The following is a 17,051-nucleotide window of genomic DNA, read 5'->3' on the forward strand; positions in this document are numbered from 1 at the left end:
AGTGCTCACGAGGCGGAACGCCACCTGGCCGCGTACCGCGCCGCGGCCGCCTCGTCCTTCTCCCGCGTGCGCTCCGCCCGGGCCTCGACGCCGGTCCCGACGGGGTAGCCCGCCTTGACCAGCCGGTGCTCGGCGGTCTCGTGCAGGTAGGCCACCCCGAAGATCAGTCCCATGATCGCGCCGCCCACCGCGCTCATCACGCGCAGCCACACCGGGCCGGGCACGAAGACGATGATCGCGGCGACGAACGGCGCGAGCTGCACGAGCAGGCGCACCAGGTGGCGGACCCACCACGTGCGGCAGGTGGTGTCGTGGCGGACCCAGGGCGCGAAGCGCGCCGGCAGGCCGCCGCCGTAGGCGTACCAGAGCCACCACAGCGGACCGGGTCGCGGCGTCGTCACCAACGGACGTACCTCCTCGAACGTTTCGTACACCAACAGTATGCGCCCCAAGGGTAGGGTGGGCGTCATGACGGCCACCACAGAGGAGATCGACCCGCTCGCGCTGGAGAACCAGGTCTGCTTCGCGCTGGCCGTCGCCGCCCGCTCGGTGATCGCGCTCTACCGGCCGCTGCTCGAGCCGATGGGCCTCACGCACCCGCAGTACCTCGTGATGCTCGCGCTCTGGGGCCACGCGCCGCTGTCGGTCACCGAGCTCTCCGGCCAGCTCGCGCTCGATCCCGGCACGCTCTCGCCGCTGCTCAAGCGGCTCGAGGTCCAGGGCTACGTCGAGCGCCGTCGGGTCCCGGGCAACGAGCGCACCCTCGCCGTCACCCTCACCGACGCCGGTCGGGCGCTGCGCGTCGACGCCGAGCGGATCCCGCCGGCCGTCGTCGAACGCCTGGGGATGCCGCTCGAGGAGCTGATCCGCCTGCACACCGACCTGACCGCCGTCATCGCCGCCGCCACCGCGAAGCCGACGACGTCGGGCTGACCACCGCGGCGGTCGATCCGAGGCCGTGATCGACTGCCTACTCGGTCGACCCGCCGTGGCCCGATTTACACGCGCGGGCACGACGGGGACGCTGGTCGGCATGACCACCACGGAGCGCCTCGTCGACGTCGGGGCGTCGCAGGACGTGCCCGAGCGCGGCCGGCTCGTCGTCGAGATCAGCACCGACGCGGGTTCCGTGACCCTCGGGATCTTCCGGTTCGGCGGCCGGCTGCACGCCTGGGAGAACCGGTGCGCGCACCAGGGCGGGCCGGCCTGCCAGGGACGCATCGTCAGCCGGGTCTCCGAGCGTCTCGACGACGAGCAGCGCAGCCTCGGCCTGCGCTTCGACGAGGACACGATGCACGTCGTGTGCCCGTGGCACGGGTTCGAGTACGACGTGGTGACGGGCCGGCACCCGGGGCGGCCGGACCTCGCGCTGCGCTCCCTTCCGGTGTCCGAGGACGGAGGGCGGATCCGTGTCGCCCTCTGAGCACACCGACCGGGCGCGCCGCATCGACGAGCTGGTGACGACCCTGGCGGCCGAGGTCGCCGCGGGTCTCGACGACGGGGCCATCGCCACGCTGGACCCGACGACCGCCCGCCGCCTGGTGAGCACGGCCGCCCGCTGCTGGGCCGTCGCCGCCGAGGAGGGCGCCGAGCCGCCGGACGGACGGGACACCACCCCGACCGACGCCGTCGCGCTCGCCACCGCCGCACTGCGCAGCCACGACCTCAACCCGTTCGACCTGGCTCTCTGGTTCTCGAGGAGCTCCTCATGACCGCCACCGATCCGAGCGTGCGGCGGCTGCCCACGCAGGAGATCACCACCGGCACCGACACCCGCGAGATCCTCGCCAACGCCCGGCGGGACACCGAGCGCTACGGCCTCGACGACTACCTCATCGTCGACGTCGACTCCCACCACGTGGAGCTCGACTCCTGGCCGGAGATCCTCGGCTACCTCGACAGCCCCGTCATGCGCGACACCGCCCAGCAGATGATGCGCAACTGGCCCCAGGCGTCGCACCTGGCGCTGCACAACCACCCGCCGGGCCTGACGATGCAGGACGTCTCCGGGCGCATCCCGCACCAGGCCTCGCTCGGCGAGGAGACCCCGGGGACGACGTCCGGCGCCGACCGCGACGTCACGCTGGTACGCCGGGCGATGGACGCGATGAGCATCGACCTGCAGGTCGTGTTCCCGCAGCCGATGCTCGAGACCGGGCTGCACCCCCAGCCCGAGGTCGCGACGGCGCTGCTGGCCGCCTACAACCGCTGGTTCACCGCCGAGATCCTGCCCCGCGAGCCGCGCATCCGGACCATGCTCGGGCTGCCGTTCGAGAACCCCGACGCGTGCCTGGCGACCATCGAGGAGTTCGGGGACACCCCCGGCGTCATCGGCTTCCTCGTCACCAGCCAGCGCCACGCCGGGGTGCACCGCAACGCCTACATGCCGGTCTACCGCGAGCTGGAGCGCCGCGGGCTGCCGATCGGGTTCCACGCCGGCCCGAACCAGGCCGACAGCATGACCTCGACGATGAACCGGTTCCTCTCGGCGCACGCCATGAGCTTCGTGACCTGCAACATGACCCACATGACCAACTGGGTCGTCAACGGGATCCCGGAGCGCTTCCCGCAGCTCAAGACGATCTGGATCGAGAGCGGGCTGGCGTGGCTGCCGTTCATGATGCAGCGCCTCGACCACGAGTACTACATGCGCAGCTCGGACGCGCCGCTGCTCACGCGCCCGCCGTCGCACTACATCCGCGAGATGTACTTCACGAGCCAGCCCATGGAGTGGACCGACGACAAGCTGCTCGCGGCCACCCTCGAGGCCATCGACGCGGAGAACTCCCTGATGTACTCCTCGGACTGGCCGCACTGGGACTTCGACGTCCCCGGCCGCATCGCGGCGCTGCCGTTCGTCTCCGAGCACGGCAAGCGCAACATCCTCGGGGAGACCGCCCGCAAGGTGTTCGAGCTGGGGGACGTCGGCCCGTCACGCCGCTGAGGTCAGGGGGCAACACCCCGGCAACGGACCGGTGATGGGGTGTCGACCATGGACTCGATCGCCGACATGGGCGGCGTCCTCGGCTACGGTCCGGCGTCGCGGCCGGTGGCGGGGGAGCCGCCGTTCGCGGCGCCGTGGGAGGGGCGGGCGTTCGCGCTCACCCTGCTGACGATGGGCCGGATCTCCGGCCGCAACCTCGACGCGTTCCGGCACGCGCTCTCGCGGCTGCACCCGCTGGACTACCTGTCCGACGGCTACTACGGGCGCTGGCTCAACGCCGCCGAGCTGATGCTCGTCGACAGCGCCGTGCTGGCCCCGGACGCGGTGAACGCGCGCGTCCGGCGTGACCGGGGTGAGGACGTCGTCGAGCCGGCCTTCCCGGAACCCGCTCGGCCCGACTACGCACCGACCGGCCCCGGCTCGCTGCGCGAGGTCGACGAGGAGGCCCTTTTCACCGTCGCGGACGCCGTCGTCACCGCCGACGCGCACCCGCGCGGCCCGTCGAAACTGCCCGCCTACCTGCGACGACGCCGGGGCACGGTCACGGCGGTGCGCCCGGCGCACGTCCTGCCCGACACCCACGGCGTCTTCGCGGGCGAGAACGCGCAGCACGTCTACACCGTCGGGTTCGACTCCACCGAGGTGTGGGGTCCCGACGCCGAGCCCTTCCGGCTGCACGCGGACCTGTTCGAGAGCTACCTGACCCCGGACGAGGAGGGGGCGTCGTGACCGAGCGCCTGTCGCCCGCGGACCGGACCGCGGCGCTGGAGTCGCTGCTCGTCGAGCGCGAGCTGGTCGACCCGTCGGTCATGGACGGGTTCATCGCCCGCTACGAGCGCGACGTCGGGCCGATGAACGGCGCGCGCGTCGTCGCGAGGGCGTGGACGGACCCGTCGTACCTCGCCTGGTTGCGCGACGACGCCACCGCGGCCATCGCGGACCTCGGGTTCTCCGGCCCGCAGGGCGAGCACATGGTGGCGCTGGAGCAGAGCGACGAGGTGCACCACGTCGTCGTCTGCACGCTGTGCTCCTGCTACCCGTGGCCGGTGCTGGGGCTCCCGCCCAGCTGGTACAAGGACCCGGCCTACCGCTCCCGGGTGGTGCGCGAGCCCCGCGCCGTGCTCGCCGAGATGGGCTGCTCCCTGCCCGAGGACATCGCGATCGAGGTGTGGGACTCCTCGGCCGAGGTGCGCTACCTCGTGATCCCGCAGCGTCCCGCGGGCACCGAGGACCTCGGCGTCGACGAGCTCGCCGCGCTGGTCACCCGCGACGCGATGGTAGGGGTGGCGCGGCTGTGAGCGTGCCCCTGGACCTCGACGGCCCGGCGGCCCCGCCGCGCTCCAACGGCGAGCTGGTGTTCGCCGCGCCGTGGGAGAGCCGGGCGTTCGGGCTCGTCCTCACCCTGGTCGACGCCGGGCGCTTCACCTATGAGGAGTTCCGGGGGCGGCTGATCGCCCGGATCGGGGAGGACCCCGCGGCGCCGTACTGGGAGTCCTGGCTCGCGGGCCTGGAGGACCTGCTCGTCCCGACGGTGGATGTGGGTGAGGTGGCGGCGCGTGCTGCGGAGCTGCACGACCGCGAGGACCATCACTGACCCATGAGCTGGTTCGTCCGACCCGCCGGAGCCGGGGACACCTACGACTTCGACGGCGCCACGTTCACCGTCAAGGCGACCGGGGAGGACACCGAGGGCCGTGTGTCGGTGATGGAGCAGGCCGCGCCGGTCGGGCTCGTCGTCGCCCCGCACACCCACGACGGCGAGGACGAGATGTTCCACGTGCTCGCGGGCCGGGTCGGCGGCCGGTGCGGGGACGACGAGTTCACCGCACACCCCGGCGGCTTCATCTTCCTGCCGCGCGACGTCGAGCACTCGCTGTGGGTCCTGGGCGACGAGCCGGTGCGGATGCTGACCATCTGCGGCCCGGCGAAGTTCGACCGGCTCGTGCGCGACCAGGGACGCCGTCGCGGGTAGCCGCACGGATGGCCAAGGGCGAGCAGGACTACGAGAGGGACTACACCGACCCCGAGCTGCGTGAGCGCCTCAAGGGGGAGATGAAGCAGACCGTGGAGCAGAAGCTGGAGAAGGTCGCCTGCGACTAGACCCCCGGGTCCTCCGGCCAGGCGTGCTTGGGATAACGGCCGCGCAGCTCGGCGCGGACCTGCGGATAGCCGGTCTCCCAGAACGACGTCAGGTCGGCGGTCACCGCCGCGGGGCGGCCCGCGGGCGAGAGCAGGTGGACGACGACGGGCACGCCGGCCAGCACGGGTGCCCGTTCCCACCCGAAGGCGTGCTGGAGCTTCAGCGCCACCACCGGCGCCGTCGGGTCGGTGTAGTCCACGCGGACCCGGCGCCCGTCCGGTGTGGTGACGTGGGTCGGGGCGAGATCGTCGAGGCGACCGGCCCGTGACCAGGGCACGAGGTGGCGCAGGGCGGGCGCGACCCTGATGCGCGCGAGGTCGGCTCGACGGCGGACCCCGGTGAGGTCGAGCCACGTGTCGGCCCGGGCGAGCAGGGAGGCGTCGTCGACGGCGGGCCACGGGTCGCCGAGAGCGTGGTGGAGGAAGGCGAGCCGCGCCCGCAGGGCGGTGGCCGCGTCGTCCCAGCGCAGCAGGCCGAGGCCCTCGGCGGCGAGGCCCTCGCGGACCGCGGCCGCCACCGCCGCCGGGTCGGGGTCGGCGAGCGGGCGGCGGGTCAGCACGATCGCGCCGAGGCGCTCGCGGCGCTCGGCGACGACGTCGCCGTCCTCCCACGCGACCACCTCGTCGTCGTGCCACCAGGCCGCCGCGGCCTCCCGCGCGACGTCCTCGTCGACCGGGGCCGCCAGCCGCACCCGTGCCACCCGGTCACCCGGCCCCCGCACGGCGTCCGCGACGGCCAGCCACGGCGACCCGCGCAGCGCGGACGACGCGGCGAGCTCGACGCCGGTGCCGCCGGTGGTGAGGTACTCGCGGGAGTCGTCGGAGCGGGCCCGGGCGAGCCGGTCGGGGTAGGCCAAGGCGACGACGTCGCCATGTGAACGAATTCGGTCGCGGGAACGACCGACATCGTTCACCTGGCGCAGCCTGCGTACCTCCGCCCGCCAGCGGGGGTCGTTCGCGGCCCGGGCCGCGCGGAGGCGCTCGTCGAGGTCGTCGGACCCGCCGGGTACCTCCGCGGCGAGCAGCGCCACGACCTCGACCGCGGTGTCGGCGCCCACCGCCTCGGCGCCGTCGAGCAGGGCCCGGCCGAGCCGCGGGTGCACCCCGGTCCCGGCGACGGCCCGCCCGCGGGCGGTGATCACCCCGGCGTCGTCGGTCAGATCCAGCCCGGCCAGCACCGCGCGGGCGGCGTCGAACGCCGTCGTCGGCGGGGCGTCGAGCAGCGCGAGCCCGCCGCCGTCGGGGGTGCCCCAGCGGGCGAGCTGCAGCGCGAAGGCGGTGAGGTCGGCGTGCGCGATCTCGGGGTCGTCGGCGCGGTCGCGGTGGGCGTGCTCGGCCTCCGACCAGCAGCGGTACACCACCCCGGGCGCCTCCCGGCCCGCGCGGCCGGCCCGCTGCGTCGCCGACGACTGCGAGGCGAGCACCGTGACCAGCGCGTCCAGCCCGCGGGCGTGGTCGGTCCAGGGCCGGCGGGACAGACCGGCGTCGACGACGACGCGTACACCGGGCACCGTCAGGCTCGTCTCGGCGATCGCCGTCGCGAGGACCACCCGGCGACGGGTCGAGGAGATCAGGACAGCGTCCTGTCGAACGGCGTCCTGCCCGCCGTGCAGCGTCGCGACCTCCGCCGCCACGCCCGGCAGCCGCCGGGCCACGTCGTCGATCTCGCGCCGGCCGGGCAGGAACACCAGGACGTCGCCGTCGGCCTCGGCCAGGGCGCGGCGCACCACCGCGGCGACGTGGTCGAGGAGCGCCGGCTCCACCCGCATCCCGCGTGGCGGCGGCACCGGGCGCGGCGGCGGTGACCAGCGGACCTCGACGGGGTGCAGCGGGTCGGGCGCGGTGACGACAGGTCCGTCGAGCGCCGCCGACAGCTCGTCGGCCGCCGCGGTGGCCGATGTCGCGAGCAGGCGCAGGTCGGGGCGCAGGGCGCGGGCGTCGACGGCGAAGGCCAGCGCCAGGTCGGTGTCGAGGGCGCGCTCGTGGCACTCGTCGAGGACGACGACGTCGACGCCCGCCAGCTCCGGGTCGTGCTGGAGCCGGGCGACGAGCAGCCCCGTCGTCACCACCTCGACCCGCGTGTGGGGCCCGGTGCGCCGCTCGCCCCGGATCGCGTAGCCGACCCGCTCGCCGACCTCCTCGCCGAGCAGCGACGCCATCCGGGCCGCCGCGGCCCGCACCGCGACCCGGCGCGGCTCGGCCACCAGCACCCGCCCGTCGACCGCGCCGGCCAGCGCGAGCGGCACCAGCGTCGTCTTCCCGGTGCCGGGCGGAGCGACGAGCACGGCCGCCCCTCGCTCGTCCAGCGCCGCGAGCACGTCCGGCAGCGCGGGGCGCACGGGCAGGCCGAGCGCGACCTCGTCGATCACGTGCTCGGTCTACCAGCACGGCGAGGAGACGCTGGTGCACGCGGGCTCGGCGGATTCGGGTGCACCAGCGTCCACTCGGCTGCGACCCGTCAGCTCCCGAGCGCCAGCACGTTGCAGACGTCGCCGCGACCGCCCGACGACGTCAGGCCGCGCTGCGAGCGGATGCGCTCGGCGAGGTGGCGGGCGTCGTCGCCGACCCCGGAGAACCGGCCCGAGCCCCAGGTCCACTGCCAGGGCAGGCCGAGGAAGTACAGGCCGGGCACGGACGTGACGCCGCGGCTGTGGCCGGGGGCGCCGCGCCCAGAGAACACCGGGACGTCGACCCACGAGAAGTTCTGCCGGAACCCGATGCACCAGACCACGGAGGTGATGCCGGTGTCGGCCAGGCGGAGCTCGGTGTGGTCGGACTCCGGCGCCCACACCGGGGTGTAGCGGTCCTCGGCCGGGGCGTCGATCTGCTGGGTCGCGATGTGCTTGTCGATCGTGTCCTTGATCGACTCCGACACCTCGTCGGCGTTGTCGAGGCTCGCGGTCAGGTTCGGCTCGAAGTGCAGGACGCCGTCGCGGTGGTCGGTCATGACGCCGTAGAGCCGCATGCCGTCGCGGGCGTGGGCGCGCAGGTCGATGTCGCGCCCGCCGTCGCGACCGGTGACGTAGTGGTTGGCCTGGGCCCGCACCGCCTCCCGGCGGGGGTGCTCGGTGACCGGCATCTGGTAGTAGCCCAGGTCGTCGAGCCAGTCGGTGACGTCGCGGCCGCGGTAGAACCGGGCCACGCGCGGGGCGTTCCCGACGACGAGGTGGACCCGGCGGCCCTCCAGGTGCAGGTCCTCGGCGATCTGCGCGCCGGACTGCCCGGAGCCGACCACCAGCACCTCGCCGGGCGGCAGCTGCGAGCCGTTCTTGTAGTGCTGCGACTGCACCTGCGCGATCGACGGGGGCAGCGGCTGCGACAGGGGAGGCGTGATCGGCGTGTGGTAGCCGCCGGTGGCGATGACGACCTGGTCGGCGGTGAGCCGGCCGGCCGTCGTCTCCAGGACGTAGGTGCCGTGGTCGTCGCGCGACACCCGGTCCACGCCGACGCCCTCGTGCAGCGGAGGGTCGACGAACGCCCGGTAGGCCTCGAGGTAGTCGATGATCTCCGAGCGGACCATGAAGCCGTGCGGGTCGGTGCCGCCGTAGCCGCCGGGGCCGTAGGGGAAGTCGGGCAGCTTGCACTGCCAGTTCGGGGTGACCAGGCAGAACGTGTCCCACCGGTAGGTCTTCCAGGAGTGCCCGACCTCGTCGCGCTCGAGCACGAGGTGGTCGATCCCCGCCTGCTGCAGGCACCGGCTCATCGAGAGGCCCGCCTGTCCACCGCCCACGACGATCACGGGCCGGTGGGTGCCGTCGAGGTCGGCACGGGTGCCGGCCCCAATGCCGCGCAGGGGGGTGACGGTTGCCGTGGTCATGACCGGTCGTTCCTCTCAGCCGGGAGCGCGGACGCGTCGCTGCGTCCCTCGATTCCACGGATCAGGGTCAGGAGAATTCGTTTCCGAATGGTTGCCGTCGGACTGCGGCGGTGTTGCCGAATGTTTCGAAACACTCCGGAAACGATTCGCGAATTCGGAAACGTGCTCGTAGTCACGTCGACATCGGCGCGTCATCCGTCGTTGTTTGGCTTTCTCACCACGAGGCCGGATCCCCCGACGATCGACGACGCAGCGATGCCGCGTCGTCCGGGAACGCATCCTCCCCCTGTCCCACCAGTATCCCAAGGAGAACTCGACATGACCACGGCCGAACTGTCCGACGTCGAGCAGAAGAGCCTCGAGGAGATCCCGCACCCGTCGCTGCCCGAGGGGTCGAGCATCTACGGCGGCACCAAGGTCTTCCCCGACCTGCAGGCCGAGAACGGCGAGACCTACTTCACCCTCGTGCACGGCATCGCGCACGAGTCCTCGGTCAGCTTCGTCGCGGTCCTGCAGGCCACCCGCGCGCTGCGCAAGGGCTTCGAGACCGCGATCTACTTCTACGGCCCGGGCTCGCTGAACTGCCTGGCCACCCGCGGCTTCCCCACCACGGGCAGCTCGGCGTTCCCCGGCGAGCACAACATCAACGACCAGCTCAAGACCTTCATGGCCGAGGGCGGCAAGGCGTACTGCTGCCGCTTCGGGCTGTCGCTGCACGGTGCCCGCGAGGAGGACCTGATCGAGGGCGTCATCCCGACGCACCCGCTCGACGTCCAGGACGCGCTCATCTACTACGCGCGCAAGGGCGCGATCATCAACTCGACCTACCAGCTGTAGGTGCGCTTCGCGCTCGTGAGCACTTTCCGGGGTCATAACCCCGGAAAGTGCTCACGAGCGGCCCCGCCCGCACCTACCGAGGAGGTCAGCTCGCGTGTCCGCACCCACCGATTCCGGTGTCGTCGTCCGTTCCGAAGTGGCCGTCCGCGGCGTCGCGATCGACCCTCCCACCAGTTCCGATGGTCCGGCTCCGCTCCGCTCCGCGTCCACCACCGTCGACCTGGGTTCGACGATCCCGCTGCGCCGCCCCGGCGGCGCCGGCCCCTCCGACGACGGGCACGTGCTCGTCGACGGCCTCAAGACCACCCTCCCGATCAACCCCGCGAGCCCCTACCGGCTGCGTGACGGCCGGCTCCTGCGCACCGGCCCCGACGGCGGGGTCACCGACCTCGGCGTGGACGTCGACACCGTCGCCCGCCCCGCGTTCTACGACCTGACGACCGCGGACGGCGTGCGCTACGAGCAGATCGCCCGCCTGCACGGAAACGACGTCCTGGCGAGCACCGTCGTGCAGACCTGCGTGCGCTACGGCTCGGACGGTGCAGACGACCAGCGTTGTCGTTTCTGCGCGATCGAGCAGTCGCTGCGCAGCGGCGCCACCACCGCGGTGAAGACGCCGGCGCAGCTCGCCGAGGTCGCAGCAGCCGCGGTCCGGCTCGACGGCGTGCGCCAGATGGTCATGACGACGGGGACCTCGAACGGTCGCGACCGCGGCGCCCGCCACCTGGCGCGCTGCACCGCCGCGGTCCGCGAGGCCGTCCCCGACCTGCCGGTCCAGGTGCAGTGCGAGCCGCCCGCGCCCGGTGATCTGGAAGCCCTGGCCGCCGTCAGGGACGCCGGGGCCGACGCCATCGGCATCCACGTCGAGTCCCTCGACGACGCCGTCCGCGCGCGCTGGATGCCGGGGAAGGCCACCGTGCCGCTGTCGCAGTACTGGGCCGCGTGGCACGAGAGCGTCCGCCTGTTCGGCCGCAACGCCGTCTCCACGTACCTCATCGTCGGCCTCGGCGAGGACCCGGACGACCTCGTCGCCGGTGCCGCGGAGCTGATCGACGCCGGGGTCTATCCCTTCGTCGTCCCGTATCGCCCCATCCCCGGCACGCTCGCGTTCGCCGACGGCGACCCCGCGCCCGACCCGGCACTGCTCGCCGACGTCACCGCCCGGGTCGCGACGAGCCTGCGGGCGGCCGGGATGCGGGGCGCCGACCAGGCCGCCGGCTGTGCGGCCTGCGGGGCCTGCAGCGCGCTGTCCGCGGCGGGGGGCTGAGATGTCGCTGACGGACGAATCCCGCGGCGCCGGCGTCCCGCCCCTGGTCGTGCCCCAGCCCGCCCGCCTGCGCGCCACGCTCGGCGCCGCCGAGGAGATCCTCGGCGGTCTCGCCCGCCGTCCCGCCCCTCGCGACGTCACCATCGGCGAGGCCCCTGCGGCCGACGCGGGCCATCCCGACGTGATCGCCCACCGCGCCCTGCGCCGGGCGGTCTTCGTCGAGGAGCAGGGCCTGTTCGGGGGCTCCCGCAGCGATCTCGACGACACCGATACCGATCCGCGCGCGGTCGTCCTGCTCGCCCGTGACGGCGACGGCACCCCGCTCGGGGGCGTCCGCCTCGGGCCCGCCGGGCCCGGGGAGCCCGACCTCGGCTGGTGGACCGGCAGCCGCCTCGCGGTGAGCGTCGGCGGCCGTCGGCGGGCCGGTGTCCGCATCGGGGCCGCGCTGATCCGCGCCGCCGTCGCCCGCGCCGAGGCCGCCGGGGTGCTGCGCTTCGAGGCCGACGTCCAGGCCGTGAACGGTCCGCTGTTCACCCGGCTCGGGTGGGAGACCGTCCGGGCGGTCACCGTGCCCGGCGCCCCCGACGTGCCCCACCTGCGGATGCGCCGCCCGATGGACCGCATCCAGCGTCTCGTCGAGGCGACCAAGAGCCCGCTGGGGGAGTTGGTCGCGGGACTGGCCCCGCCGGGCTTCGTCGGCGACGACGGCGCCCCGGTGCCCGGCAGCGACGTCGTCGCCGCCTGCGACGCGATCCTGCCGGCGATGGTCGAGCGCGACCCGGAGTGGGCCGGCTGGTGCGGAGTGCTGGTCAACGTCAACGACCTCGCGGCCATGGGCGCGCGGCCGGTGGGTCTGCTCGACGCCGTCGGCGCCCGCGACGCCTCGCTCGCGGCCCGCGTGCTGCACGGGCTGCGGGCCGCCGCGGACGCCTACGGCGTCCCGGTGCTCGGCGGCCACACCACCGTCGATGTCCCCGCCTCGCTCGCGGTCACCGCGCTCGGCAGCACGCCGACCCCGGTGCCCGCCGGCGGCGGACGGGTCGGGCACCAGGTCGGGATCACCGCGGACCTCGACGGCGCGTGGCGCCCCGGCTACACCGGCCGGCAGTTCGACACCACGTCCCGACGCCGGGCCGGCGACCTCCGCACGATGGTCAACGCCATCGGTCCCGACGCCGCGCACCGCCCGGCCGCCGCCAAGGACGTCTCGATGGCTGGCCTCGTCGGGACCCTCGGGATGCTCGCCGAGGCGAGCGGGACCGGCGCCGTCCTCGACGTCGCGGCCGTGCCCCGCCCGGCCGGAGTGGGCGTGGCCGACTGGTTCACCTGCTTCCCCGGGTTCGCCCTGCTCACCACCGACGAGCCCGGGGCCCCGCTGCCCGACGCCGGCCCCGCCACCGGGGCGGCGTGCGGCGAGCTCACCGACACCGCCGGCGTGACCCTGCGCTGGCCCGACGGGGAGACGACGACCGCCGTCGCCGGCCCCGTGACCGGGCTCGGCCCGGCCACCGCACCCGGGAGGATGCCCTCATGACCGTCACCTTCGCCGCTGCCGCCGAGGGCTTCGTCCGCGACCTGGACGAGGACTTCCGGCGCATCGAGAAGCTCGTGGGCCGGGCCCGCGAGGCGGGCGCGCAGCTGCTCGCGCTCCCGGAGGCCGCGCTCGGGGGCTACCTGTCGTCGCTGCACGGGGACCACGAGGACGAGCCGCCGCAGCTCGACGGCGACGGCCCCGAGATCCAGCGGCTGATCGGCCTCGCCGGGGACATGGTCATCACCGCCGGGTACTGCGAGCGCGGCGACGACGCCTCGGACGGGCTGCCCTACAACAGCTGCCTCGCGGTGACCGGCGACGGCGTCCTCGGGCGGCACCGCAAGGTGCACCAGCCGCTCAACGAGAACAACTCCTACGCCGCGGGCGACCGGTTCGCCGCGTTCGACTCCCCGGTCGGGCGGATGGGCATGATGATCTGTTACGACAAGGCCTTCCCGGAGGCCGCCCGCGCGCTCGCCGTCGACGGCGCGCGGGTCGTCGTGTGCATGTCGGCATGGCCGGCGTCGCGGACCAACCAGGCGCCGGTGCTCGCCGACGACCGCTGGACCCGCCGCTTCGACCTGTTCGACCGCGCCCGCGCGCTGGAGAACCAGATCGTCTGGGTCTCGGCCAACCAGGCCGGGGAATACGGCAGCATGCGTCTCGTGGCCAGCGCGAAGATCGTGGACCCGGGTGGCGAGGTGCTCGCCACCACCGGCACCGAGGCCGGGCTCGCCGTCGCCTCGATCGACGTGGACGAGTCGGTCGAGAGCGCCCGACGGTTCATGGGGCACCTGCGGGACATGCGTCGCGGAAGCTACTCACCGGTGCCCGCGTCCGCCTGAGGAGGGTCGTGCTCCGCATCGCCGCGGCCGCGGCCCACTTCACCCGCGACCTCGACTTCGACCTCGAGCGCATCGGCGTGATCATCGCCCACGCGCGCGACGCCGGCGTCGGGCTGCTCGCCCTGCCCGACGGCGCCCTCGGCGGCTACATCACCGACCTGCGCCCGCGCGACGACGAGACGCCGGACCTGCCGCCGGCGCTCGAGCCCAACGGCGACGAGGTGCGGTCGGTGATCGACCTGGCAGGCGAGATGGTCGTCTGCCTCGGGTACTGCGAGAAGGGGCCGAACGGCGAGCTCTACAACGCCGGGGTCGCGCTCTGCGGCGACGGCATCCTGGGCCGCCACCGCAAGGTGCACCACCCGGCGGGCGTCGCGAAGGTGTTCACGCCGGGCTGCGGGTTCCACGCGTTCGACACCCCGGTGGGCCGCCTGGGGATGCTCATCGACCACGACAAGACCTTCCCGGAGGCGGCCCGGTCGCTGGCGATGGACGGCGCCGAGATCCTCGCGTGCCTGTCGGCCTGGCCGACGTCGCTGACCAATCGCGCCCCGCGCATGGCCCAGGACCGCCAGGCCCGGCTGTTCGACCTCTACGACCAGGCGCGCGCGGCCGAGAACCAGGTACTGCTGCTCTCGGCGAACCAGAGCGGGCGCTCCGGGGCGCTGCACTTCCTCGGGCGGGCGAAGGTCGTCGGCCCCGGCGGGGAGATCCTCGCGCGCACCTGGTCGAAGGGCGGGCTCGCCGTGGCCGAGGTCGACCCGTCGGCGATGGTCGACGCCGCCCGCGCGGTGCTCCACCACCTCGACGAGCGCCGCCCGTCCGCGTACCGCTGCTGAGCCGCGCGTGCGCATCCGCCTGTCGACCTACTCGACGAAGCCGCGCGGCGGCGTCGTCCACACCCTCGCGGTCGGCGAGGCGCTGGCCCGGGCGGGTCACGACGTCGAGGTGTGGGCGCTCGCGCGCGGCGGGGACGTGGCGTTCTTCCGCGACGTCGGGGTGCCGATCCACCTGGTGCCGGTGCCCGAGATCGAGGGGGAGTCGGTCGGCGACCGCATCCTGCGCTCGATCTCGCTGTTGGCCGACGCGCTCGCCGGGGCGGAGCCGGTCGACGTGCGGCACGCCCAGGACTGCCTGACCGCGAACGCGGAGGGCGCCGCGCTGGGCTACGGCGACCTGGTCCGCACCGTGCACCACCTCGACGAGTTCACGACGCCGTCGCTGGTCGCCTGTCACGAGCGGGCGCTGGTCGAGCCGGCGGCGCTGCTGTGCGTCTCGGACGCCGTCGCCGCGGAGGTGGCGGCCGGGTGGGGACGCACCGCACCCGTCGTCGGTAACGGGGTGGACGCGGCGCGGTTCGCGGCGGCCGCGTCCTCGGGGGCGGGGGAGCCGTGGCGGGCGCGGTTCGGGCGCTACGTGCTCGCGGTCGGCGGGATCGAGCCGCGCAAGGGCACGCGGGATCTGGTGGGGGCGATGGCGGCGCTGGCTCGTCGCGGGGTCGGCGACGTGCCGCTGGTCGTCGCGGGCGGGGACACCCTCTTCGACTACCGGCCCTACCGCGAGGAGGTCTTCGCGCTCGCGGCCTCGCTCGGGGTGGAGCCGGTGGTGCTGGGGCCGGTCGACGATCCGGAGCTGCCGGGTCTGGTGGCCGGCGCGGCGGCGTTCGCGTTCCCGTCGACGAAGGAGGGGTTCGGCCTCGCGGCGATGGAGGCCCTCGCGGCCGGGGTGCCGGTCGTGGCCCGGGAACTGCCGGTGCTGCGCGAGATCTTCGCCGGGGCGGTGCGGTTCGCCGGTGACGGTCCGGGGTTCGCCGAGGCGTTCGCGGACGAGCTGGCGGGTGTGCTCGCCGGCGGTGACGCGAGCGGCCCGGCCCGTGCCGCCGTCGGTCGGGCGCTCGCGGCGTCGCACTCGTGGGACGCGGTGGCGGCTGCTCATCTGTCGGCGTACTCGGCCGCCGTCCCTGGATGCCAGCAACGGCACGTTCCTGGCGTCTGATGCGAGGACGGCGCCGCTCACTCGTCGGCCGGCATCGCCCGGGGGATGCCAGCAACGGCACGTTCCTGGCATCCGACTCCACGACGGCGCCGTTCACCCAACGGGGCGGACAGCTCCGGTGACGCTGCCTCCCCGCGTCGCTGCTCCCGGCGGGCGGCGCTCCGGCTGCTGGACGCCGCGCTGGCCGAGGCGGCGGGCCCGGTGTGACGGGCGACCGCATCGCGCGCCACGGATGAGCGCATCTGGTTACGTGGCGCAACGATGAGCACCCAGGCGCAGGCCGCCCCCACCCACCTCGGACGCCCCACCGTCGTGCTCCTCGCGGTGGTCTGTGGGGCCGCCGTCGCCAACATCTACTACGCCCAGCCCCTGCTGCCGGTGGTGGCGCAGGCGTTCTCGGTCGGCGAGGGCCAGGCGGGCCTGCTCGTCACCGCCTCGCAGATCGGCTACGCGCTCGCGCTGGCGTTCCTCGTGCCGGTCGGCGACGTCCTCGAGCGGCGCCGCCTGGTCAGCGTGCTGCTGCTGGTGACCGGGGTGCTGCTGGTCGGGGCGGCGGCCGCGCCGACGCTCGGGGTGCTCCTCGCGGCCGTGGCGATCGTGGCCGTGACCTCCGCTGTCGCGCAGATCGTGGTGCCGATGGCCGCGTCGCTGGCCTCCGACGAGCGCCGCGGCTCCGTCGTCGGGACGGTGATGAGCGGGCTGCTCGTCGGGATCCTGCTGGCCCGCACGGTGGCGGGGCTGGTCGCCGAGATCGGCGGCTGGCGGCTGGTGTTCGTGCTCGCGGCCGTGGTGATGGTGGTGCTGGCCGGGCTGGTGCGCCTGGCCCTGCCGCGGGTGCCGACGTCGTCGGACGAGTCCTACCCGGGCCTGCTGCGTTCCGTGGGCACGATCGTGCGCCACGACGCGCTCATCCGGCGGCGGATGGTGCTCGGTGGCGTCGGGTTCGGGTGCTTCACGATCCTCTGGACGGCGCTCTCGTTCCTGCTCGCCGCGCCGCCGTACTCCTACGGGTCCGGGGTGATCGGGCTGTTCGGGCTCGCGGGGCTCGCGGGGGCGATCACGGCGGTCTACGCGGGCCGGTTCGCCGACCAGGGGCATGGTCGGCGGGTGGTGACGATCGGGCTCGTTTTGCTGCTGGCCAGTTGGGGTCTGCTGGCGCTGGGCGGGTCGTCGCTGGTGGCGCTGCTCGCCGGCATCGTCGTGCTCGACCTCGCCCAGCAGCTGCTCCAGATCTCCCACCAGCACGCGATCTACTCCCGGCGCCCGTCCGCGCGCAGCCGCGTGACCAGCGCGTACCTGGTGTCGGCGTTCATCGGCGGCGCGATCGCCTCCGCGCTGACGTCGGGGCTGTACGCGGTCGTGGGGTGGCCCGGGGTGTGCGCGCTCGGGGCGGTCGTGGCGCTGGTCGGGATCGCGACCTGGGCGCTGGAGCTGTGGCGGCCGTCGCCGGCGGAGCCGGTGTAGGTGCGCTGCGCGCAGGTGGGCAGTAGTCCGTGTCACGGGGCGGATTACTGCTCACGGGACCGCAGGCCACCTAGCGATCCTTGGTCGCTAGGACTTTGGCAGTTGGGCAGAGTTCGGCACAGGTCTACGGTTGTCGCTGCCCGCTCCAGCTACTGCAGACATGGGTCTGACCAGCCACTTTGAGTGGCACGGCCGGCCACCCTGGTGGC

At 74.1% G+C, this 17,051-nt stretch carries 18 protein-coding genes; 15 read left to right on the forward strand and 3 right to left on the reverse strand.

The features are described 5' to 3' along the window. Positions 1 to 5: 5 nt before the first annotated feature. Positions 6 to 401 (reverse strand): DUF5313 family protein, encoded by a 396-nt coding sequence (locus VGH76_RS20480; protein WP_331558564.1) that lies wholly within the window; start codon positions 399 to 401, stop codon positions 6 to 8. A gap of 67 nt (positions 402 to 468) precedes the next feature. Between VGH76_RS20480 and VGH76_RS20485 the strand changes: the two genes are divergently transcribed. The 8 genes from VGH76_RS20485 (at position 469) to VGH76_RS20520 (ending at position 4,916) form a co-directional block, all read left to right on the forward strand. Then, positions 469 to 933, forward strand: a complete 465-nt coding sequence (locus VGH76_RS20485) for a MarR family transcriptional regulator (RefSeq protein ID WP_331558565.1) — start codon at positions 469 to 471, stop codon at positions 931 to 933. Positions 934 to 1,033: 100 nt separating this feature from the next. Then, positions 1,034 to 1,423: a Rieske (2Fe-2S) protein gene (locus VGH76_RS20490; protein WP_331558566.1), complete on the forward strand. Its 390-nt coding sequence runs from the start codon at positions 1,034 to 1,036 to the stop codon at positions 1,421 to 1,423. Continuing rightward, positions 1,410 to 1,712 (forward strand): hypothetical protein, encoded by a 303-nt coding sequence (locus tag VGH76_RS20495; RefSeq protein ID WP_331558567.1) that lies wholly within the window; start codon positions 1,410 to 1,412, stop codon positions 1,710 to 1,712. Before VGH76_RS20490 ends, VGH76_RS20495 begins: the two co-directional genes overlap by 14 nt. Further along, complete coding sequence (locus tag VGH76_RS20500; RefSeq protein ID WP_331558568.1) at positions 1,709 to 2,944, forward strand: amidohydrolase family protein; 1,236 nt, start codon at positions 1,709 to 1,711, stop codon at positions 2,942 to 2,944. Before VGH76_RS20495 ends, VGH76_RS20500 begins: the two co-directional genes overlap by 4 nt. Before the next feature lie 48 nt (positions 2,945 to 2,992). Continuing rightward, entirely contained in the window at positions 2,993 to 3,673 is a 681-nt protein-coding gene (locus VGH76_RS20505) for an SH3-like domain-containing protein (RefSeq protein ID WP_331558569.1), read from the forward strand. Continuing rightward, entirely contained in the window at positions 3,670 to 4,242 is a 573-nt protein-coding gene (gene nthA, locus VGH76_RS20510; RefSeq protein WP_331558570.1) for a nitrile hydratase subunit alpha, read from the forward strand. The genes VGH76_RS20505 and nthA overlap by 4 nt, the downstream gene beginning before the upstream one ends. Beyond that, complete coding sequence (locus VGH76_RS20515; RefSeq protein ID WP_331558571.1) at positions 4,239 to 4,538, forward strand: nitrile hydratase accessory protein; 300 nt, start codon at positions 4,239 to 4,241, stop codon at positions 4,536 to 4,538. The genes nthA and VGH76_RS20515 overlap by 4 nt, the downstream gene beginning before the upstream one ends. A gap of 3 nt (positions 4,539 to 4,541) precedes the next feature. Then, positions 4,542 to 4,916, forward strand: a complete 375-nt coding sequence (locus tag VGH76_RS20520; protein WP_331558572.1) for a cupin domain-containing protein — start codon at positions 4,542 to 4,544, stop codon at positions 4,914 to 4,916. Between the two features lie 124 nt (positions 4,917 to 5,040). Here VGH76_RS20520 and hrpB read toward each other — a convergent pair whose 3' ends face one another. Then, on the reverse strand, positions 5,041 to 7,452 hold the full coding sequence (gene hrpB / locus VGH76_RS20525) for an ATP-dependent helicase HrpB (protein ID WP_331558573.1): 2,412 nt from the start codon (positions 7,450 to 7,452) through the stop codon (positions 5,041 to 5,043). A gap of 89 nt (positions 7,453 to 7,541) precedes the next feature. Then, entirely contained in the window at positions 7,542 to 8,900 is a 1,359-nt protein-coding gene (locus VGH76_RS20530; protein WP_331558574.1) for an MSMEG_0569 family flavin-dependent oxidoreductase, read from the reverse strand. Positions 8,901 to 9,218: 318 nt separating this feature from the next. On the opposite strand from VGH76_RS20530, the gene VGH76_RS20535 reads away from it, so the two are divergent. From VGH76_RS20535 to VGH76_RS20565, 7 genes are all read left to right on the forward strand, one after another. Then, the gene (locus VGH76_RS20535) at positions 9,219 to 9,737 is read left to right on the forward strand and encodes an MSMEG_0572/Sll0783 family nitrogen starvation response protein (RefSeq protein ID WP_169182070.1); all 519 of its coding nucleotides are present in this window, start codon (positions 9,219 to 9,221) and stop codon (positions 9,735 to 9,737) included. Between the two features lie 94 nt (positions 9,738 to 9,831). Beyond that, the gene (locus VGH76_RS20540; RefSeq protein WP_331558575.1) at positions 9,832 to 11,004 is read left to right on the forward strand and encodes an MSMEG_0568 family radical SAM protein; all 1,173 of its coding nucleotides are present in this window, start codon (positions 9,832 to 9,834) and stop codon (positions 11,002 to 11,004) included. 1 nt (position 11,005) lies between these two features. Further along, positions 11,006 to 12,538, forward strand: coding sequence for an MSMEG_0567/sll0787 family protein (locus tag VGH76_RS20545; RefSeq protein ID WP_331558576.1), 1,533 nt, complete (start codon positions 11,006 to 11,008; stop codon positions 12,536 to 12,538). Further along, positions 12,535 to 13,383, forward strand: a complete 849-nt coding sequence (locus VGH76_RS20550; protein WP_331558577.1) for a carbon-nitrogen hydrolase family protein — start codon at positions 12,535 to 12,537, stop codon at positions 13,381 to 13,383. Before VGH76_RS20545 ends, VGH76_RS20550 begins: the two co-directional genes overlap by 4 nt. Before the next feature lie 8 nt (positions 13,384 to 13,391). Further along, the gene (locus tag VGH76_RS20555; RefSeq protein ID WP_331558578.1) at positions 13,392 to 14,222 is read left to right on the forward strand and encodes a carbon-nitrogen hydrolase family protein; all 831 of its coding nucleotides are present in this window, start codon (positions 13,392 to 13,394) and stop codon (positions 14,220 to 14,222) included. A gap of 7 nt (positions 14,223 to 14,229) precedes the next feature. Then, entirely contained in the window at positions 14,230 to 15,378 is a 1,149-nt protein-coding gene (locus tag VGH76_RS20560; RefSeq protein WP_331558579.1) for an MSMEG_0565 family glycosyltransferase, read from the forward strand. A 261-nt stretch (positions 15,379 to 15,639) separates the two neighbouring features. Then, on the forward strand, positions 15,640 to 16,842 hold the full coding sequence (locus tag VGH76_RS20565) for an MFS transporter (protein WP_331558580.1): 1,203 nt from the start codon (positions 15,640 to 15,642) through the stop codon (positions 16,840 to 16,842). The last annotated feature ends 209 nt before the right edge of the window (positions 16,843 to 17,051 follow it).

Source organism: Actinomycetospora sp., from assembly GCF_036497585.1.
In the GTDB taxonomy this organism is placed as follows: domain Bacteria; phylum Actinomycetota; class Actinomycetes; order Mycobacteriales; family Pseudonocardiaceae; genus Actinomycetospora.